Consider the following 20269-nt stretch of genomic DNA (forward strand, 5'->3'; position numbering starts at 1 on the left):
AAAACTAAATATCTTCAATTCTGAATAAATGGAACGGCAAGATATTAGGGTCGAGTTCAACAAAATTGGTATCACCTTTCCAAATATATGTTGCTCCCGAAATTAAGTCGTGTACACGATAATTTTCCCATTCATTTTTGCCAATTTTCCAAAGTGGAATCTTTACAAAACCGCCTTGTCGATTATAACCATCCAAACTTGTGATACACAAGATACGATTTCCATTACTTGCAGTTTTCAAATAAGCCAACAATTGGTCATTGTCAATTTGGCAAAAATCAATATTATTGGTGCTATGGAAAGCGGTATTTTCCTTACGAATTTTGTTTACTTGCGTAATAATGTATGTTAATTTATTGCGGTGTTCCCAATTCCACCATTTGATTTCGTATTTTTCAGAGAAAGCATATTCTTCTTTGCCAGGATATGGTGCATGGTAGAGGTATTCGTATGTTGGCCCAAAAATTCCGTAATTTCCCACAAGTGTTGCGGCCATAAAATAACGAATCAAAAACAACGGTTCATGCCCAGTTTGGAGCATATAAGGGTCAATGTCATGCGTATTTGGCCAAAAATTTGGTCGAAAATAATCTTTCATTTCTCCCTTTGTCAATTCGGTCATGTACTGCGTTATTTCAGCTTTTGTGGTACGCCAAACGTAATAAGTATAAGATTGCGTATAGCCTAATTTAGCCAATTGTTGCATTACTTTTGGCTTAGTAAATGCTTCAGCCAAGAAAATCATATCAGGATAATCCTTTTTGATTTCGGCAATTACCCATTCCCAAAACACAAAAGATTTGGTATGCGGATTATCAACACGAATGATTTTTACACCCCATTCAGCCCAAGTTGTCATTACTGATTTTAATTCTTGCCAGAGGTTTTTCCAATCTTCAGTTTCAAAATTTACTGGGTAAATATCTTGGTATTTTTTTGGCGGATTTTCCGCATATTTTATTGTACCGTCTGGTAAAATTTTGAACCAATCGGGATGTTCTTTAACCCAAGGATGGTCAGGAGAACACTGGATTGCTAAATCCATGGCAATTTCGATGTCATATTCTTTACAGGCTTCAATCAAATGTTTGAAATCTGCTAAATTGCCTAATTCAGAATGTATAGCTGTGTGCCCGCCTTCTTCCGAACCAATGCCGTAAGGAACGCCAGCATCTCCTTCTTCAGCATTTACTGTATTATTTTTGCCTTTTCTGTGAGTTTTTCCAATTGGATGAACAGGAGGGAGGTAAAGCACATCAAAACCCATTTCGGCGATTCGAGGCAATAATACTTCCACATCTTTAAAAGTACCATGTTTACCAATTTCTCGTGAAGCCGAGCGTGGAAACATAGAATACCATGCAGAAAAACCCGCTTTTTGACGGTCAACATAAAGTTTTAACTCTTGGTAACGAAAAGCCGATTGGCGTTCGGGATATTTAGTAAGCCATTCGAGCATTTGGTCACTCATCGCAATTTGGATGGCTTCTTCGTAGCGGCTGTCATTTGGAAAATAACCAGCTTTCATGGCTTTTGCTGCTTCTTGAATGGCTTTTTTATCATCGCCTTTTGCGAGTTTTGCCATATTATTCAAGAAAATTTCCCCTTGCATAATTTCTACTACAAGTCTTTGTCCATCACGAACTTTTAGTTCAACTTCATGTTGCCAACTTGCAATATGGTCAACCCAAGCTTCTACTGTATAAGTGTAAAAACCTTGTTTTTCGGCAAGAAAACGACCAACCCAACGGTCATTACCCATATCTGACATGATTACTTCACTCCAATTTTTATCAGATTCATGCTTAAAAAGTAACCGAGCTGCTAGATTGTCGTGACCATCAATAATGACGTCTGCTTCAACGGTAATAATTTCATTCACAATTGCTTTTGTAGCGAAGCGACCACCATCAATTTCGGGGCTAACACGCTCAACAATTGCACGACTTTGACCAGAAGTAGGAAAAGGGAAATGATTTTTCATAAATTAAAGTAAAAGTACTAATGAGGTCAGAAATGCCATTTTTAGGTATAAATAACTATATAAATGGTCATTTATAGGCAAAACAAACTTCAATAGTTTCAATGATTCATCAATTAGGTTAAAGAAATATTCCTCAAATTTCTTTTTTTTTCTTCTAAGAAACAAGTTTAGCACGAAGTTTGCAAACACTCAATCATATTCAAATAAAAAAAAACATGAAAAAAGTATTGTTATCTGCAACTCTTACTGCTATTAGTTTAAGTTTTACTTTTGCTAATACTAACAAAGGTAATGTTGTTTCAACGGCAACACCTAAAGAAAAATCCGATAAAATTATCATTATTTCAAAATCCAACAATGAGCAATCTAACAATGTACAAACAAGTAAATCTCGTGTAATGATTGAGGAGATTGAAAACGATGATTTAGGTTTGGGCGGCACTTCAAGTACAAGAGAAATTGAAGTGGTGAGTACAAAATTTAATGATGACAATTTTGTTTACGTGCGAGAGAAAAAAGATTTGATTGGGTACGCTTTGCAATTTGGCTCTTTTTCAGACCTAAAAACTGCCAAAGAATATGCCCTTAAAATTGCACAAAAAGGAGATGCCGAGAAAAAACAACTATTTATTTATACCGTAAATAATTCCGAAAAGGTTTTATACAAAGTATATTTTGGTTTGTTGAAATCAGATGAGTCGGCTCGTGAAAAGCAAAGAACTTTTCTTGCTTTAGGTTATTCACCTTTTGTCAAAGAATTTAGATAAAATATTTGTTTTTTTAATCTAAGAAAACTTACATATTGGTTTATGTGAGTTTTTTTTGTTAATAGAATCTTTTGGCACGCTATTTGAGGAAAGTTATTTAGAATGAAAGAAATTATAAATAACTCATAAAGTAACAATCCTATGAAAGCACATTTTACTCATTTATTTGGAGCCATTTTGACAATTTTGGCTCTTGAAAGTCAGGCACAAGATATTACAGCGAGTTTATCAGATGACCTTGGAATTGGTGAAGTTTCGGCAATGAAAGATTCAAAAACAGCTATATCGTTTAATAAAAAAGTAAAATTAACAAATACGGAAAACGGAAAATCTGTTGTAGTCAGAATCAATGACCGTGTAAAAAGCACAGAAAATAATTCACTCGCAAGCATTACAAAAAGTACGATGGATGAAATTGGAGTTAAGTCCAATAAGACCAAAGTTAAAGTACAAGAGATTCAAGGCGATGATGAAATTGAGCGTTTTTGGGCAACCGCAGATGCTTCAACATCTAAATCAATAACTGCCGCTCCAACAGCATTCAAAAAGATAGTTAAGGAAAAAGAAGTTGAAGTAGAAACAAGTAAATTGGAAGGCTTTGATATTAATCATGTTTATGACCTCAATGGTAAAATAAAAGATTTATCAGGGTTTGGTTTACAAATTGCAGCATTTAGCCAACTGAAAGCTGCTAAAGATTTTGCAACCAAATTGACTAAAAATGGGGAAGCTGAAATTGAGAAAATATTTATTCAGGTAAGTAAATCGGCTGATAAACCAATGGTCTATCGTGTGGTTTACGGATTATTTGAAGATGAAGCCAATGCAAAGGATTCTCAAAAGAAAATGGAGAATCTTGGTTATAATTCATTTGTGAAAGGGTTCTAATCTAAATTTGTCAGGAAAGACGAATTTCACAATGTTTTCTTTTATTGGTTAATTAATTTTAACGGATAATTGAAGACCAATTGAAAAGTCATAAATTGGCGGATTTATGACTTGCTCCCCTCGAAAGAGGGGAGTTTTTTGGTTTATGGTGCAATCTTTTTCTGCCCAACTTCGTCTAATATGTATTTACTATTCAAGTAATATTCACAGATGCGTTTCATTGTAATTATTAGTTTTTATTTAATATTTCAAAATGTGGCATTTTCGCAAGAATCTTTGCCAGGAACTCCTGTTATTTGTCATTTTTCAGAAGAAAATAGTTTTACTCAAATTCTACCCGAAGATTTTACGACAGGAAATGCTCGTTTGACAGCAACATCAAATATTGAAGTTACCTACATTGATTTTCCTGAACAAGCTAAAATAGCCTTTGAAAAAGCAGTTTCAAATTGGGAAAAATATTTAATTTCTTCCCAAACAATTCGTCTTAAAGCTACTTGGTCAACAAATCTTACTTCGACTACATTGGCGTCAACTGGTGCAACTCGAATCTATAAGAATTTCACAAATGCTCCTTATTCAAACGTTTGGTATCCTGTTCCATTAGCTGAAGCTTTGTCTGGGAAAGAACTCAATGCTGGTGAATATGACATAGATTTGTCAATCAATAGTAAAATTAATTGGTATTATGGGGTTGATGCAAAGGCCCAAACTGGTAAATACGACTTGGTTACGGTTTTGATGCACGAAATTGCTCATGGATTAGGATTTTCTTCGTCGATGAGCATTGTCAATAATGATACACAAGGGCAATATGGGCAGTCAGGAAGTGCCTTTGTATTTGATGTTTTTATGCAAGATTCAGGAAAAGTAAAATTAACAAATACTGGTATTTACGGTAATCCCTCATTAGACCTGAAAAAAACTTTAACTAGCAATGCTCTCTACTTTGGAGCCAAAAATCCTAAATTAGCTAATGCTTTACCACGTCTTTATGCACCATCGCCATTTAAAGATGGGTCAAGTTTTTCACATTTTGATGAAAGTACTTATCCAGCAGGCACCGCAAATTCGCTGATGTCACCAAGTATTAGAGCGGCAGAGGTAAACCAAAACCCTGGTGATTTATTACTTAATTGTCTCAATGAAATGGGTTGGCAAATCAATGGATTGAAGGGATATGTTGTAACTGATACAGAAATCATTACAGAAGAAAACTATGATATAAAAGTGTTTCCTAATCCTTTTGAAGGACTTCTCAATATCACAATTCCCGACCAAAATCAACCGAGAGTAGTAAAAGTAGAATTGCTAAATAATTTGGGTCAAATAGTGCAAACAGCTGAAAATCAAGATATTACAGTTGGAACAACAATACTTAATGTAAATGATTTACCAGGTGGAATTTATTTCTTACGGATTTTAGACAATAGTAAAGTGACAGTAAAGAAATTAGTAAAATAAGTTTAATAACTAAATTTATCTTTCCATTTATTGATTGGTTTTTCAATCAAATACCACGAAATACTTGCGACAGCAATCGTAATTAGGTAGAGAAAAATAATTTTTAAAGTCATATTTCCGTCAATCGTAGGTAATTTATTGAGCAATTTAATGACGGGGTTAGAAGGTGAATTATGATAATGATTATAGATAAATTTGTGGTAAATATAAATTCCGTAGCTAATTCGTCCGAGATAAACACTGATATTGTTTTCTAACAAAGTCTTCGTAACGCCACCAAATCCATAAACGGCATTTCCGACCAAAAAAAGTGAGAATAAAGACTCAAAAAGTCGTAGAAAAACTACTGTGATAATATTATGCCCTTCGGGAAATTGTTTTCCCCAAATCACAATTCCAATGTATAATATTAAGCTCAATGCTAGCAAAAATTTATTTGTAATGAATGTTTTTACTTGCTCGTTTTTATTGAAATAGAAATATGCAAGCAAACCTCCCATTCCGAAAGCATCTAAGCAAGTGGGCATTAATACATACGGAGTCATCCATTCTGTACCATTCAAATAGAAAAATAATCGTAATGCAACTGAAAAAATGATAAAACCAATTAATATTTTGGTCAAATAGCGTTTCGGTACAAAGAAAATAATGAAAGGGAAAAACAAGTAAAATTGCTCTTCTACTGCTAATGACCATAGATGGTCGCTCGAACCAAGCCAAGTTTGTTTAATTGCAATATAAATATTGGTAGAATAGGTTAGATACCACCAAATTTTTTCTCGGACAGGCTCAACATTCAAGATAAATAAAACCAGAATAGTCAGGTAATAAATTGGGAAAATTCTGACTGTTCGACGAATAAAAAACTGTTTTAGTGAAAATTTATGTGACCGTTGTAGGTTGGAATCTTTTTCTTTGGCTTGCAATAAAATTCGGGTAATGAGAAACCCACTTAAAACGAAAAACATACAAACACCTAAATAACTTATTGGAAATTGGAGTGCATCGCCTGACCAATGGTCAACTAAAACCATCGAAACGGCAATAAATCGTAGGCCATCCAATTGCCTTAAATAAGAAGTGTTGGGTATGTTTTGTGTCATTATTATTGAAGATTTTCTTCTAAGAATAAAAAATTGAAATATAAAATCTTTCAATTTTTACCAGTTTTGTTGTGTTTTTTCTTTTTTTAAGGCAACAATATCAATAACTTGGTTTGTCCAAGAAATAGTTTTTATGCCATTTTGAACTAATACTTGTCCAATTCGGTATTTACCATCATTGAAATAGAATTTATCGATTTCAGCCGTAAAGTTATCAACTTTAAGTATATTATTAACTAAAAAATTGCGGTCTAAATAAGCTTTTTTTCCTAAACCACTAATTTTTGTTGGACATAAATATACATCTTTTGCAGATTTTAGAATAAAATATAATCCAGCTTCAGGCGAGGTCAGGTTGATTGAAAAATCAGTTTGTTTGTTATAAAGTTGATAGTTTGTTGGTTTATCTTTGATTCGTAAATTTATTTTTAATGTATCAATTGGGCGAGATAAGTCATTAATCAAGTTGTCAAAGAATGTTTTGTGTGGACGTTGTAATTTTGCCATAATACCTTGTGTTGGAAATGATTTCTCGCTCACTTGTTGTACAAATTGCTCGCAAATTCGTTCTTGATTTAAGTATCTAATGTTCTGATAATCAGCAATATAAGTGTAAAAATTAAACAAAATACTTACTAAAACTGATAGAAGAATAAAGTTGTTTCTATATTTTATTGAAAAAGAATTAACCGCTACAAAATAGAAAATAACTAAGGTCAAAATAGAGTATATTTTATATTTACTGGTCAATAAGATACCAATTCCGAACGAAATACGAGCCAATACGATTCCAACACAAGTTACGCCAATAAACATCAAACAAGAGAGTAAGAACAAATCGTTATTTTTTTGTTCAATGTTGTACTTTTTGAATATTACTTGATAAGCAAATAATACAATAAATAAAATCAAAAGTAAGCCTACAGCCATTGATAAATCAAGATGTTTATTCAAATCAATGAACGACGAATCAATGGCACTTCCAAAGGTAGCAAATAAGCCTTTTACCAATAAATTTACATCAGAAACATTCAGGCTTGCCGCTTTATCAGGGTTTTTCTCAAAGCCATAAAAAAAACTAACTAAAAATAAAATAGAACTACCTATCCAAATTAAAAAATGCTTTTTTTGCTTTTGAAATAGCAAAATTACACAGCCTATTAGTGGAATAATGATACCATTACTACTTGTAAATATTCCTAAAAAACAAGAAAAAAGGGCAAAATATAAGTAATAATTATGTTTCTTTTCGATAGAAAAAACGAGGAAATAAAATGTTAGAAAAGCGAAGAAAATTACGCCAAAATTTTGAATTGATGCCATCCCCCAAAACGTATTTTCAAATAAACCAACATTGAAAATAAGGAATGAAATAGGTGTAAAAGCAATAAGAGGAAATTTGTATTTTTTTGATAAATTATAAAAAAGAATATGAATGCCAATTAATGCCAAAATACCCAGCACCATGAGTAATTTCAAATCTAAAGTTCCCTGTATTTGGTAAATAAACCAAGCGGATATCCTGGTTAAGAAAATTCGATGTTCGTTGTGTTGAGCAAATAAAATTTTTAATTTTTCACTCATTGAATCGGTTTGGAACATTTGAGCAAGAGAATTCCGAACCGCAAAATCGTCCCAATGAGGGATATTAACTGCATATTTTTGAAATGATAGCCAGAAAATAAGTATTGGAGTAATAATTAAGCAAAAAGCAAATATATTTTTAAGAGAAAAAAAAAGCCTCAATTTGAGCATAAATTAAATAAATCTGATGATGTAAAAGAATGTTTGTTTGGCTTTTACGGCCTAAAGTTTCAAAATTGTAAACTCTACTCTTCTATTTTTTTTGCGAGTTTCTTCTGTTGCATTACTAGCAATTGGCTTTGATTGTCCCCAACCTTTGGTTTGAATACGTTTGGTATCAATTCCACCTTTTTCAACTAAATATTTTTTTACTTCATTGGCACGGTTTTGTGAAAGCTTCACATTGAGCATAATATTATCATCACTACCATCAGTATGTCCTTCAATAATAACTTCCATTGCAGGATATTCTTGCATTAATTCAATAATTCTATTTAATTCAGGGAAAGAGGCGGGTAAAATATCAAACTTACTTTGATTGAAAAAGAGGTTGTTTAAAATCATTGTTTGCCCTTCTTTGACAGGAATCAAGTTGATATTTTTCTTTATTTCTCTAAATCTTTTTTCTTTGGTTAAGTCTAAAGTTTCGCTAATACTGACAAATCCTTTTTTTGAAGCATTCAAACTATAAGATTTTTTTAGCGGAACTACCATTTTATACTCGCCAGTTTCAGGGTCAAATTCGGCTACAATTTTGTCGTTTGAAATATTTGTACTGTCATTCAATAGTTCCATAATAACATCAGCGGCAATCGGTTTTTTATCAAAAGCATTGACAACAGTTCCAGAAATAATTGCAACAGGTTCGGGTTTTATGGATGGGAAAAGTTTAATTCTAAAAATATCTTCCCATTTTCCACCCAAAGCATTTTCTTCGGAACTTAAATAGGCATATTCACCTGACGCCGAAATAGTAAAATATCCGTCCCACTTGGGTGTATTAATCAAATTACCAAGATTTTCGGGTTCACTCCAGTTTGTCCAAGTGCTATCTAATCGATGACTAAGAAAAATATCATTATCACCATAACCAGGAAAACCGGAAGTCGAAAAATAAATAGTTTTAGAATCAGCAGCAATGAAGGGAGTACTTTCTCTTTCGGCAGTATTGATGGTTGCACCCATACTTTGTGGTTTTGACCAAATATCTCCGTCTTTCAGGAAAGAAACATATAAATCTTTGTCTCCACGAGAATCTTTTCGTTCACAGGCAATTATCATTACTTTTCCGTTCGGGGCTAATGAAAACTCGGTAAAATCACTTCGGTTATAATAATCAGTAATTTTAACTTCTTTAGGAAATTCCCAGCCTAAACGCGTTTTTTTAGATTTAGATAAACCAGGTCGATAAGTCCCGTCTGGATTATAAATATTGAGTATATAAATATTTTTACCATCAGCCGAAATACTCGTTGCTGCATTATTTACATCAGTATTGATAGGCCCAGCAATATTTTCGGCTTCTCCCCAAATGCCATCAGGCTGCAATTTAGAAACCCACACATCTTGCCTTTTTTCTTTGCCAATGTTTAATTCGTGACCTTCTCTAGCAAAAATTAGGGTTTTTCCATCGGGAGTGACAATTGGAGCAACTTCTCTAAATTTAGAGTTTACACCTTTTCCTAAACTTTCTTTTAATATTTCTTTCGGAATATCTTTTACAAGATTGATTTTTGCTTCATAAGGAAGGTCAATTTCTGAAATTCCCAAAGCATCAATTTGATTATAACCAGGTATTTTTGCAGGAGCAAGAACAATTTTTATTGCATAAACTTTATACTGAGTTTGCGGAATGATAATGTTCCACATTCGGCCAATTTCAGTTGGACCATCTTCCTTATTTTCGTGAATGATGTATTCTCGGTCGGTGGAATCATAAGCCAAAACCCTTAAAACAGCCCCTGGGTTGAAGTTTTCAGCGATACAAACCTGCTTTATTCTCACTGGATTTTCAAATCCTACTTTTATATATTCTTCGGCATAAGTATCCGCTCCAGATGATGACCAAGCACATTTACTATCGCCTTTTTGTGGTAGTTTATTTGGGTTACCTAAAATCTGAATAGCTCTATATTGCGGCCCTTGATAGATTGGGTCGGTTCGTTCTGAAGAAAATGCAAGAACTTTGTTTGCCCATTGTACTTTTTGTTGAGCAAAAACATGGACTATAGGAGTGAAAATCAATAAAAATGCACCTAATTGAATCAATAAGGGAATATTGCAAGAGCTGGAAATTGATTTTTTGTGAGTGAAAAACATTTTTTTTAAAAGAATCACTGTTTTTTTCTCTAATTGGGTTTATTTTTTTGAAAGAAAGCGAAAGTATGCAATTTTATTAGACTATCAAAATTAGGCTTATCTCTTATTTAATTTTGGAGCCATTATTTTTATTTTTTATACCTTGACTAATCTATCATGCTTATTAACAACGTTTTGTGAGTCAAATTTGTGCATTTCTAAAATTCAAAAAGTAATATTTACGAGACTTAACTTTTCATTAACAAAATATTCTTTTAAAAATTCAACAAATACTTTCATTCTTACGTTTTGTTTACGAATTTAGCGGAACAATTCGGAATTACGACTTTAATAATTTAATAAAGCTTATAGTAAAATGAAAAAATCACTCCTGACCATTGCGGTTGTACTTGGGATTGCCTCTGTGTCGAAAGCACAAACAAAAATTCCACCAGATATTGAGAAATTACTTCAAAAAAATACTTGTTTGGCTTGCCATAAAGTAGATACTCGTTTGGTAGGGCCAGCTTATATTGAAGTAAATAAAAAGAAAAAATATAAGCCTGAGCAAATTGTAGAGTTGATTTACAAACCAAAACCATCAAACTGGGAAGGTTATCCTCCGATGGCTGCTTTGACAAATGTTCCAAAAGATGAAGCATTGAAAATTGCAAAATGGATTACAACTTTAAAGTAATCATCTTAAACAAAAGACCTCTATTTGATTTTTCAATAGAGGTCTTTTGCCACTTATTATTTTATTCTTCCTCTTTTTCAACCGATTTATTTTCTTCATCAACCACTACAAAAACGGTTTCTCCACTTTTTTTCATTAAGTACTTTTCACGAGCGAATTTCTCCATTGATTCTTGATTGCCCATAACTTCCTTTTCTTCTTCTTTTACTTTTTTGAGTTCTTCAACGTAGTATTCTTGTTGGTTTTCTAAATCGGAGAGCTTTTGCCAAAGTCTAAATTGAGCCACTAGATTGCTGCCATCAAAAAAGGTGACCCAAACCAAAAGGCCAACAAGCGTAAGCACATAAAAACGGTATTTATGTACAATTACAGGAATATGAATTTTCATTGTAGGAAAGTTTTAAAGCACGATTGTACTTCAAAAATAGGTATTTCTGTTAAAAAAACAAAAAGCGTTGAATAATTTTAAAATCATTCAACGCTTTTGTTATCACTCTTGAGAGCGAATAAAATTTAGAACTTCAAGCCAGGAAATGTAGCTGATTGTCCTAATTCTTCTTCGATACGAAGTAATTGGTTGTATTTCGCCATACGGTCAGAACGTGAAGCCGAGCCAGTTTTGATTTGGCCAGTATTCAATGCTACTGCCAAGTCAGCAATTGTTGCGTCTTCAGTTTCACCCGAACGGTGTGACATGATGCTCTTGTATTTGTTTTTGTGAGCTAAGTTTACTGCATTGATGGTTTCTGTCAATGAACCAATTTGGTTTACTTTCACCAAAATAGCATTGGCAATACCTTTATCAATACCTTCTTGTAAACGTTTTACGTTTGTTACGAACAAATCGTCACCAACTAATTGGCATTTGCTACCAATCAAACGAGTTTGTTCTGCCCAACCAGCCCAATCATCTTCAGCCATACCGTCTTCGATTGAGATAATTGGATATTTCTCAACCCAAGTTGCCCAATATGCAGCCATTTCAGCAGAATTTAATTGCTTGCCGTCAGATTTTTTGAAAGTATAAAGACCTGTTTCTGCATTGTAGAATTCAGAAGCAGCGGCATCCATTGCGATAAATACATCTTCACCAGCTTTGAAACCAGCTTTTTCAATTGATTGCAATACGATTTCGATTGCCTCTTCATTTGATTTGATGTTTGGAGCGAAACCACCTTCATCACCTACGTTTGTAGAGTAACCTTTAGATTTCAATACTTTTTTCAAAGTATGGAAAATATCAGTTCCCATTTGTAAAGCGTGAGAGAATGACTCAGCTTTTGCTGGCATTACCATAAATTCTTGAAAATCAATTGAATTATCGGCGTGTGAACCACCATTCAAGATATTCATCATTGGAACTGGTAATGTATTAGCATTTACACCACCCAAATAGCGATACAATGACAAACCTGCTTCAAAAGCGGCTGCTTTAGCAACCGCCAAAGAAACACCTAAGATTGCATTTGCTCCTAAATTACCTTTATTTGGTGTGCCATCAAGGTCAATCATGATTTGGTCAATCAAGTTTTGCTCGAAAACATTTGCTCCTAATAATTCAGAAGCGATTGTTTCGTTTACATTCTTAACTGCTTTCAAAACACCTTTTCCTTGATATACTTTTGAATCATCATCACGTAATTCAACGGCTTCGTGTACGCCAGTAGAAGCACCAGAAGGTACTGCTGCACGTCCTAAATAACCGTTGTCGGTTAAAATATCAACTTCGATAGTAGGGTTTCCTCTTGAATCGAGAATTTGTCTTGCGTGTACTCTAACAATTTGGCTCATTGTAAGTATAAGGTATTTTGGTTATAAAAAATATTGAAATCGTACAAAAGCACGATATTTTCTTTGGTAACTGCCGTAAAATTAGCTATTTTTTTGAGATTAGACAAATTTTGTAAATACTTAGGAATGAATTCCTAAACAATATTCATGGTTTGCTCCTTGATTTTTTCTAACTCATCTTTCATTTGAACAACTAATCTTTGAATAATCGAATCATTTGCTTTCGAGCCAATCGTATTGACTTCACGACCGATTTCTTGGGCAATAAAGTTAAGTTTCTTTCCATTAGAAGCAATTTTTAATTCTTGAATAAAATATTCTAAATGGTTTTTTAAACGAACTTTCTCTTCTGAAATATCAAACTTTTCTACATAATAAATCAATTCTTGTTCAAAACGATTTTTGTCGAATGTTTCACTTGATGACCATTCGCCAACGGCTTTTTCGATGCGTTCACGAACCACTGGAATCCTTTTTGGGTCTTGTTCTTCGACCTGTGCAAGTAAATTACTGATACTTTGAATATATTCTTGAAATTTCAATGAAGTGTTTCCACCTTCTTGCGTACGAAATTCCTTACATTTTTTTATTGCTTGATTAATAGCACTTTTCATCAAATCCCATTCGGCTTTGGCATCAACTTCGCTCAAAGAATCATTATTATAAACATTTGGCATCATGGAAGCCATACGTAATAATTCGGTTGGACTTGGTTCAAAACCCAGTTCGTTGGCCGTGGCTTTTAGGTCTTTAAAATACGCTTTGATGAGTGGGCGATTAACTGTTGTGGAAGCTCCAGATTCATCTTTTGGAGTAACGTTCATCATGAATTCGACTTTACCACGCTCTAATTCTTGGGTAAGTAGATTTCTGATTTCAATTTCTCTTTCAGAATAGGTGCGTGGAATTCGGCAATAAATGTCAAAAAACTTAGAATTTAACGATTTTATTTCGACAGTTACAGAGATTTTAGCATTTTCGACGGTTGCCGAGCCAAAACCAGTCATTGATTGTAGCATGTAATATTATATGAGTGAATAATAGAAATACACAGCTTTTTTGAAATAGAGAAGCTAGTTTTCTAAACAATTAAAACTATGACAAATAACGTCAAAATATAGGATATTTTTGAAAAAATATGAATGAATTTTGAGAAAAGCTTATTTTTATTTGCCATTTGCTAAACAATGATAATCGAATGTTAATAAAACCGAACTATAATAAATAAAAACGGGTACAAATCAGCTTCGATTTGTACCCGTTTTTGTAACAAATAAGATGTTTATCCTTTATAAAATAACCATTTGCCAATTTCTTTGAATGACGGTTTTTTTCCATACATCAAGATTCCAACACGGTAGATTTTAGCGGCTAGCCAAACCATTCCAATGGTGCTAATAACGAGTAACGTCATTGACAGAATTAATTCCCATGGTTCAACACCAAATGGCAAGCGAGCCATCATTGTGATTGGAGCTGTAAATGGAATAATTGATGCCCAAAATAATAATTTATTATCGGCTTGTCCTGCCGTCATCAGACCGATTAAATAACCAGCCAAAAGCGGTAGCATTATCGGAAACATAAATTGTTGGGTGTCGGTCTCGTTGTCAACTGCCGAGCCAATTGCTCCGTAAACTGATGCATAAAATAAGTAACCAAATAAGAAATAAAATAAGAAACAGCCAATTATTAATGGAATATTGAGGCTTTTGGCACTTTTCAAGAAACCCATTACTTTTCCTGCATCGGAAGGAGTTTCAGTTACTTTTTTGGCAATTTTATCTTTGTCTTTTTGTGGCATTTCTGACATTTGTTGTTGTGCCGCTTTCTTGATTTGATTAGCAGGCAATAACGATGAGCTGACGGTCGTTAAGGCAAAGGTTAAGGTTATCCACAGAGCAAATTGGGTAAGTCCAACCATGCCAACGCCTAATATTTTCCCCATCATCAACTGAAAAGGTTTAACCGATGAAATAATTACTTCAATTATTCGATTAGTTTTTTCTTCAATAACACCTCTCATTACTTGTACACCGAAGCCAACAACAGTCGAAAACATCAAAATAACCGTTATTGTGCCTAAAATTGTTGAAGCAAGTGTATTTTGTTCTTTTTGTTCACCTTCTTTACTCACAACTACAACTTTAGATGAAACATTTACATCAGCTTCTTCTAAAATTTTCTGGTCGATACCCGCTTTTGCCAACTTAACATTACGAATTTCGTTTTGAATGATGTTTTCGATTTTGTTTTGGATTTCAAAACCGACCCCTTTTCCAGTATAAATGCGTAAGCTACTAGGGTCATCCATGATATTTTGAGGAATTACCGCTACAATATCTGTTTGCTTTTGATTTAGCCGACTAATGGCCGAATCTAGTGGTAATTTGAGGTATTCAAATTTAACTTTTTCAGAATTTTTAAATTTTTGGGTAAAAGCACCGCTTTCATCAATAATCGAAACCTTTTGCTGTTCTTGTGAATTAAAAACGCCCCAAAAAAGTAAAGCGTAAAAACCTGAAATTAAAATGGGCATCAAGAGTGTCATTACCCAAAAGGATTTTTTCTTGATTCTGACCAAATATTCTCGACGAAGGATAAGTAGTATATTTTTCATGTTTTATTTTTTATTTGTAGAACAAATATTCAACTTTTGCGTAAAGACAATTGAATACTTGATTCATTTAATTAATCAATTGTTTCGTTGACAACCATTTTGAAAATATCATTCATTGAAGGAATGTTTTCTCCAAATGAACGAAGCTCGACTTGGTCTATTAAAAGTCTAACTAATTGATTTACAGGAATATCTGGTTGAATTTTGATGGTTGCAGCAGAGAAGTTGTCTTCAATTTTTTCGGTTTTTACAATTTCAAATCCATTGCCGATTTCGCCTAAGTTTCCTGCATACTCAACATTATAAGTATGTGTTTTAAAACGTTCTTTGATTTCGGATTTTGCTCCATCCAGTACTTTTTCTGATTTATTTATCAAAGCGATATGGTCGCACAATTCCTCAACTGATTCCATGCGGTGAGTTGAGAAAATAATCGTTGAACCTTTTTCTTTGAGTTCAAGGATTTCGTTTTTAATCAAATCAGCATTAATTGGGTCAAATCCCGAAAAAGGTTCATCCAAAATAATCAGTTGTGGTTCGTGAAGAACAGTGGCAACAAACTGAATTTTTTGCTGCATTCCTTTCGATAAATCTTCAACATTTTTTGTCCACCACGTTTTAATATCAAATTTAATGAACCAAGCTTTCAACTTTTCGAGGGCTTCTTTTTCTGAAAGTCCTTTGAGTTGAGCCAAATAAAGTAATTGCTCGCCAACTTTCATTTTCTTGTAAAGTCCACGCTCTTCGGGCAAATACCCAATTTCTTTAATGTGCTGTTGATTTAGTTTTTTACCATCAAACATCACATAACCTTCATCTGGGCCAGTAATTTGATTAATAATACGAATGAGTGACGTTTTGCCAGCACCATTTGGACCTAAAAGTCCGAAAATTACTCCTTTTGGAATATTAAGGCTGACATTGTTGAGGGCTGTGTGTTGCGAATATCGCTTCACAACATTGTGAACTTCTAGAATATTATTCACGGTTGGTTATTGTTTTGGTTTAGTGGCTCAAATATAAGTTACTCGTCAGAATTAATAAAGAAATATATACAAATGGATTTTTTCTTAAATAAAAGGTAGGAAGGAAGGTTTTGTTTAATGTAGTTTTTGATTGTTGTGCTTTTAGAATTGTATTCTTGGAATAAAAATGTGTAGCTAATTTTAGCTAAATATGAGTTTTTTTTTAAAATAGAAGCAGAAATTATGTCAAAGGTTATTTATAAAATTCTCTTACTTGAAACAAAAAAAAGCCACTTATAAGAAATGTAAAAGCTGCATCAATGAAGTGAAAGTGGAGCAAATCACTGATGAAAAACAATATGAAAGCATAATAAGACCAAACCCAACCTGCTCTTTTGCGGTCGATTAATCCTTTGATTGCTATTAAACTACAAATCAAACTAACCATGGTAGTAATCGTCGCAATGCTCCACATTGGATTGAGAGAAATTGTACTAAAAATAGATAAAATGGCAGTTATACCAATTGCAAAAACTGTGAGCGGAACCAAAATTAACATAATTAAAGGACTGATTTTCACGATAAACTCTTTCCATTCGGCAGGTAATTGAAATGGAGCCTTATTTGTAAAAAGAGGTAAAAGTTCTTTTTCGAAAGGTTTGTCAGCTATGATTGTAGCCATTATTGAAATAAGGTTTAAGAGTAGAAGAATAAGTTATTTCTAATAAAAATAGTGCTACTATTCTGAAAATCAAACTATTATGAGAGATTGTTTGGAATATTTTACTAAATGGCAAAGTATTTTTTGAATAATCCTTTTAATTTATTTTGATAATTTTAACTAGAATCATTTCTTTGTCAAAGCATTTTTCAAAACTTTAATGTTTCTTTGTAGTTCAAATGGTAAAATTTATGTTTGTTGGTGGAAAGGTCGTTTGAACCAACTTTCATGTAGATAATTTTTATGTACTCAACCTATGTTAGATAAAATTAAAAATATTTTGACAATTATTCAGCAAGTTTGGTCAAATATTAGTACCAAAGTGAACGCAGTATGGTGGTTGACTTTGGACAAAATATACCTTTTATTGTGTAAAATATTTGGTGAAGAGAAAGTTGAAAAAGCTTTTGCTCTTTTTCACACAAAAAAGGATGAAACCAAAGCCTACCTTAAATCAAAATTTGATACCGAAGGAAACTATTTTCCCGTTATTGAAAAGGTTTATAAATTTACTTTGAAAACTGTGCTTGTCGGATTGGTTTATTTGTTTTGTATTGAGACAAATTTTTTGTGGTTGTGTGGCAGAATGCCAAGTATTGAACAACTGACTAATCCTAAGATTTCTCAATCATCAACAATTTTTACGGCAGATGGAGTAGAAATTGGTAAGTTTTTCACCGAAAATAGAAAAACAATTGACTCTGCCCAAATGTCACCGTGGCTTTTTAAAGCACTAATAGCAACTGAAGATAAACGTTTTTATGAGCATTCGGGTATTGATTTGCAATCAATGGTTGGTGTGGCTGCTGGTATTTTTAAAGGTGGCGAACGTGGAGGTGGAAGTACCGTTTCGCAGCAATTAGCAAAAAATTTATACAGTACGCGTAAAAGTGAAATGAGAGGACTTTTGTACTACATTCCGCTTGTAAAAACACTTGTTTATAAGACCAAGGAGTGGTTGACGGCTATCAGACTTGAAAGAAACTTCACAAAAGGAGAAATCCTAACTATGTATTTGAACACCGTAGATTATGGGAATAATGCTTACGGTATCCGAACAGCTTCACAGACGTATTTCAATAAAGAGCCAAAAATGTTAGCCGTTGAAGAAGCCGCAATTTTGGTGGGATTACAAAAAGGAACAACACTTTATAATCCAATTAGAAACCCCAAAAATGCCCTAAAAAGACGAAATACTGTCTTGCAATTAATGGCTAAAAACGGCGATTTGAAACAAGAAGAAGCTGATAAACTTTGTAAGACCGAAATAAAATTGGAAGTAAATATTGAAGATGCATACGAAGGTCAAGGTAGTTATTTCAAAGTTGCATTGTCGAGATTTGTTGAAAATTGGGCTAAAAAGAATGAAATAGACATTGATTTATACCGTGATGGATTAAAAATTTATACGACAATTGATTCGAGAATGCAAACGCATGCCGAAAATGCTGTTTCGAGCCACATGAAACGTTTACAAAAGATTTTTGACCAAGAATGGAAAGGGAAAAATCCGTGGACGTATGAAAATGGACAAGAAATTCCAGGATTTATTGATACTGTCGCTAAACGAACACCGATTTATAAACGACTCGTAAAAAAATATAAAAACCAACCTGATTCGGTACATTATTATATGTACGAAAAAAAGAAAAATATAAAAGTATTTACTTGGGAAGGAGAAAAAGAAATGTTGTTGAGTCCTGTCGATTCAATTATTCATTATAAGCGTTTTTTGCAAACTGGAATGATGGCAATGGACCCATTCAATGGTTTTATAAAAGCATGGGTTGGTGGAATTGACTACGATTATTTTAAATATGACCACGTAAAACAAGGTCGTCGTCAGCCAGGTTCAACTTTTAAACCAATTCTTTATACTGCCGCGATTGATGGGCCATTAAACTTATCACCTTGTGATAAACGAACAGATGAACCTTTCAAAAAAGAATGGCAAGAAAATGGCGTAACGAAAACATGGGAACCTAAAAATGCTGATGGCGTGTTTACACATGCGAGTATGACGTTACGAAGAGCGATTGCACGCTCTGTTAACTCAGTAGCCGCTCAACTTTCGGATGAGGTAGGTCCACGTACCATTATCAACTATGCTCAAAAAATGGGTATTACCTCACCGCTAGAACCAGTATTATCACTTGGAATTGGTACTTCCGATGTATCGCTTTATGAAATGGTAGCTGCTTATGGAATATTCGTAAATCAAGGAGAATATACAGAACCGATGCTGGTTTTTAAGATAGAAGACTCTAAAGGAAAAGTTTTGTTTGAATTTGAAACAAAAAAACGAGAAGCAATAAAGCCAGAATCTGCATTTTTGATGCAATATATGCTTAGAGGAGGTGTTGAAGAACCTGGTGGAACTTCACAAGGTTTGTTTGAATATTGTAGTGCTTTATTTGGAAATGGCGGACAAGCAGCAGGAAAAACAGGAACAACTTCTAATTATTCTGATTCATGGTACATGGGCTTTACCAAAGACTTAGTGTGTGGTGTTTGGGTTGGGGGAGATGACCGAAGTATTCATTTCCGTTCTCGAATGGGCGAAGGCTCAAGGTCGGCATTACCAATTTTCGGAAAATTTATGCAAAGTGTTTATACCGACTCAAAATTAGGGTATAGTCCAGGAGCGTTTCCAAAACCAAATATTACAATTACAAAAGATTATCAAGGTTGTGTTTCAACAGGTGGTATTGAAGCTGTTTCAGATTCAACTGCTCAAGAATCAGACTCAACAACAAATGGTGAAGCCGAAGAAAACCAACGATTGCCTTCAATTGAACCAATTAAACGAGATACAACAATTAGTAGAGATAATAAATAACCATTAAATAAAATAATTTAAGAGTTATATTACTTCATAATTTGATAAGTGGCTTATTATTAGATAGTTATAGTTTATTCATAACTAGAATATTAATAATAAGCCATTTATTTTTTTGTTATATTACAACCTTTTCATAGGATTTTGAGTCATTAGAAATAAATAACCATATTATTTTTAAACGACTTTCTTATTATGAAATTAACTTTACCCATCCGCACCTCATCAATTAGATTAACTGGTAAGAAGAAAGTAAATCCTGCACAGGTAATTTTTCTGAAGGCAGACATCAACTACACAGAGGTTTTTTTACAAGGAGGCGAAACACTTATCGTTTCCAAAACTTTAAAAGAACTTGAAAAACGCTTTATTCCGTTTGATTTTTTTAGAACCCACAAATCTTTCATGGTAAATCTAAACCACGTAACTGGCTATCAAATTCACGAAGGATTATTGGTCAAACTAGAAGAACAATATCTAGTTAACCTTTCAAGAAGAAGGAAAGAAGACTTTTTGAAGTCTTTCCATAATTTCCCTAAAAATTAATT

Annotated in this window: 16 protein-coding genes; 6 read left to right on the top strand and 10 right to left on the bottom strand. The window is 33.4% G+C overall.

Annotation, left to right across the window (positions count from 1 at the left end; translation table 11 throughout):
- Positions 1–4: 4 nt before the first annotated feature.
- On the bottom strand, positions 5–1984 hold the full coding sequence (locus tag MJQ71_RS04080; RefSeq protein WP_238804715.1) for an alpha-1,4-glucan--maltose-1-phosphate maltosyltransferase: 1980 nt from the start codon (positions 1982–1984) through the stop codon (positions 5–7).
- Positions 1985–2199: 215 nt separating this feature from the next.
- On the opposite strand from MJQ71_RS04080, the gene MJQ71_RS04085 reads away from it, so the two are divergent.
- The 3 genes from MJQ71_RS04085 (at position 2200) to MJQ71_RS04095 (ending at position 5103) form a co-directional block, all read left to right on the top strand.
- On the top strand, positions 2200–2751 hold the full coding sequence (locus MJQ71_RS04085; protein ID WP_238804716.1) for an SPOR domain-containing protein: 552 nt from the start codon (positions 2200–2202) through the stop codon (positions 2749–2751).
- A 141-nt stretch (positions 2752–2892) separates the two neighbouring features.
- The gene (locus MJQ71_RS04090; RefSeq protein WP_238804717.1) at positions 2893–3639 is read left to right on the top strand and encodes an SPOR domain-containing protein; all 747 of its coding nucleotides are present in this window, start codon (positions 2893–2895) and stop codon (positions 3637–3639) included.
- A 210-nt stretch (positions 3640–3849) separates the two neighbouring features.
- Positions 3850–5103, top strand: coding sequence for a T9SS type A sorting domain-containing protein (locus MJQ71_RS04095; RefSeq protein WP_238804718.1), 1254 nt, complete (start codon positions 3850–3852; stop codon positions 5101–5103).
- A gap of 2 nt (positions 5104–5105) precedes the next feature.
- Here the strand turns inward: MJQ71_RS04095 and MJQ71_RS04100 are convergent, their stop codons facing one another.
- The 3 genes from MJQ71_RS04100 to MJQ71_RS04110 form a co-directional block, all read right to left on the bottom strand.
- Entirely contained in the window at positions 5106–6206 is a 1101-nt protein-coding gene (locus tag MJQ71_RS04100) for an acyltransferase family protein (protein ID WP_238804719.1), read from the bottom strand.
- Between the two features lie 57 nt (positions 6207–6263).
- Entirely contained in the window at positions 6264–7808 is a 1545-nt protein-coding gene (locus MJQ71_RS04105; RefSeq protein WP_238804720.1) for a hypothetical protein, read from the bottom strand.
- Positions 7809–8012: 204 nt separating this feature from the next.
- Positions 8013–10109, bottom strand: a complete 2097-nt coding sequence (locus tag MJQ71_RS04110; protein ID WP_238804721.1) for an OmpA family protein — start codon at positions 10107–10109, stop codon at positions 8013–8015.
- A 355-nt stretch (positions 10110–10464) separates the two neighbouring features.
- On the opposite strand from MJQ71_RS04110, the gene MJQ71_RS04115 reads away from it, so the two are divergent.
- Entirely contained in the window at positions 10465–10785 is a 321-nt protein-coding gene (locus MJQ71_RS04115) for a c-type cytochrome (protein WP_238804723.1), read from the top strand.
- A gap of 61 nt (positions 10786–10846) precedes the next feature.
- Here the strand turns inward: MJQ71_RS04115 and MJQ71_RS04120 are convergent, their stop codons facing one another.
- From MJQ71_RS04120 to MJQ71_RS04145, 6 genes are all read right to left on the bottom strand, one after another.
- A complete protein-coding gene (locus MJQ71_RS04120) occupies positions 10847–11173 on the bottom strand; it encodes an FtsB family cell division protein (protein WP_238804725.1) in 327 nt (108 codons plus the stop codon).
- A gap of 125 nt (positions 11174–11298) precedes the next feature.
- Entirely contained in the window at positions 11299–12576 is a 1278-nt protein-coding gene (gene eno, locus MJQ71_RS04125) for a phosphopyruvate hydratase (RefSeq protein ID WP_238804727.1), read from the bottom strand.
- A 134-nt stretch (positions 12577–12710) separates the two neighbouring features.
- The gene (locus tag MJQ71_RS04130; protein WP_238804729.1) at positions 12711–13595 is read right to left on the bottom strand and encodes a YicC/YloC family endoribonuclease; all 885 of its coding nucleotides are present in this window, start codon (positions 13593–13595) and stop codon (positions 12711–12713) included.
- A gap of 263 nt (positions 13596–13858) precedes the next feature.
- Positions 13859–15196: an ABC transporter permease gene (locus MJQ71_RS04135; RefSeq protein WP_238804731.1), complete on the bottom strand. Its 1338-nt coding sequence runs from the start codon at positions 15194–15196 to the stop codon at positions 13859–13861.
- A 71-nt stretch (positions 15197–15267) separates the two neighbouring features.
- Complete coding sequence (locus tag MJQ71_RS04140) at positions 15268–16182, bottom strand: ABC transporter ATP-binding protein (protein WP_238804733.1); 915 nt, start codon at positions 16180–16182, stop codon at positions 15268–15270.
- Between the two features lie 232 nt (positions 16183–16414).
- Positions 16415–16843: a hypothetical protein gene (locus tag MJQ71_RS04145; protein ID WP_238804735.1), complete on the bottom strand. Its 429-nt coding sequence runs from the start codon at positions 16841–16843 to the stop codon at positions 16415–16417.
- 295 nt (positions 16844–17138) lie between these two features.
- Here MJQ71_RS04145 and MJQ71_RS04150 point away from each other — a divergent pair, with 295 nt between their 5' ends.
- Both MJQ71_RS04150 and MJQ71_RS04155 read left to right on the top strand, forming a co-directional pair.
- Positions 17139–19721 carry a transglycosylase domain-containing protein gene (locus tag MJQ71_RS04150; RefSeq protein ID WP_238804737.1) on the top strand — a complete coding sequence of 861 codons (2583 nt, stop codon included), beginning with the start codon at positions 17139–17141 and terminating at the stop codon, positions 19719–19721.
- Positions 19722–19916: 195 nt separating this feature from the next.
- The gene (locus MJQ71_RS04155; protein WP_238804738.1) at positions 19917–20267 is read left to right on the top strand and encodes a LytR/AlgR family response regulator transcription factor; all 351 of its coding nucleotides are present in this window, start codon (positions 19917–19919) and stop codon (positions 20265–20267) included.
- Positions 20268–20269: the final 2 nt, after the last annotated feature.

The organism is Emticicia aquatica (assembly GCF_923079645.1).
GTDB classification, from domain to species: domain Bacteria; phylum Bacteroidota; class Bacteroidia; order Cytophagales; family Spirosomataceae; genus Emticicia; species Emticicia aquatica.

Coding starts and splice junctions, on each gene's coding strand:
- MJQ71_RS04080 (WP_238804715.1), bottom strand. CDS start 1,984: ATGAAAAATCATTTCCCTTTTCCTACTTCTGGTCAAAGTCGTGCAATT.
- MJQ71_RS04085 (WP_238804716.1), top strand. CDS start 2,200: ATGAAAAAAGTATTGTTATCTGCAACTCTTACTGCTATTAGTTTAAGT.
- MJQ71_RS04090 (WP_238804717.1), top strand. CDS start 2,893: ATGAAAGCACATTTTACTCATTTATTTGGAGCCATTTTGACAATTTTG.
- MJQ71_RS04095 (WP_238804718.1), top strand. CDS start 3,850: ATGCGTTTCATTGTAATTATTAGTTTTTATTTAATATTTCAAAATGTG.
- MJQ71_RS04100 (WP_238804719.1), bottom strand. CDS start 6,206: ATGACACAAAACATACCCAACACTTCTTATTTAAGGCAATTGGATGGC.
- MJQ71_RS04105 (WP_238804720.1), bottom strand. CDS start 7,808: ATGTTCCAAACCGATTCAATGAGTGAAAAATTAAAAATTTTATTTGCT.
- MJQ71_RS04110 (WP_238804721.1), bottom strand. CDS start 10,109: ATGTTTTTCACTCACAAAAAATCAATTTCCAGCTCTTGCAATATTCCC.
- MJQ71_RS04115 (WP_238804723.1), top strand. CDS start 10,465: ATGAAAAAATCACTCCTGACCATTGCGGTTGTACTTGGGATTGCCTCT.
- MJQ71_RS04120 (WP_238804725.1), bottom strand. CDS start 11,173: ATGAAAATTCATATTCCTGTAATTGTACATAAATACCGTTTTTATGTG.
- eno (WP_238804727.1), bottom strand. CDS start 12,576: ATGAGCCAAATTGTTAGAGTACACGCAAGACAAATTCTCGATTCAAGA.
- MJQ71_RS04130 (WP_238804729.1), bottom strand. CDS start 13,595: ATGCTACAATCAATGACTGGTTTTGGCTCGGCAACCGTCGAAAATGCT.
- MJQ71_RS04135 (WP_238804731.1), bottom strand. CDS start 15,196: ATGAAAAATATACTACTTATCCTTCGTCGAGAATATTTGGTCAGAATC.
- MJQ71_RS04145 (WP_238804735.1), bottom strand. CDS start 16,843: ATGGCTACAATCATAGCTGACAAACCTTTCGAAAAAGAACTTTTACCT.
- MJQ71_RS04150 (WP_238804737.1), top strand. CDS start 17,139: ATGTTAGATAAAATTAAAAATATTTTGACAATTATTCAGCAAGTTTGG.
- MJQ71_RS04155 (WP_238804738.1), top strand. CDS start 19,917: ATGAAATTAACTTTACCCATCCGCACCTCATCAATTAGATTAACTGGT.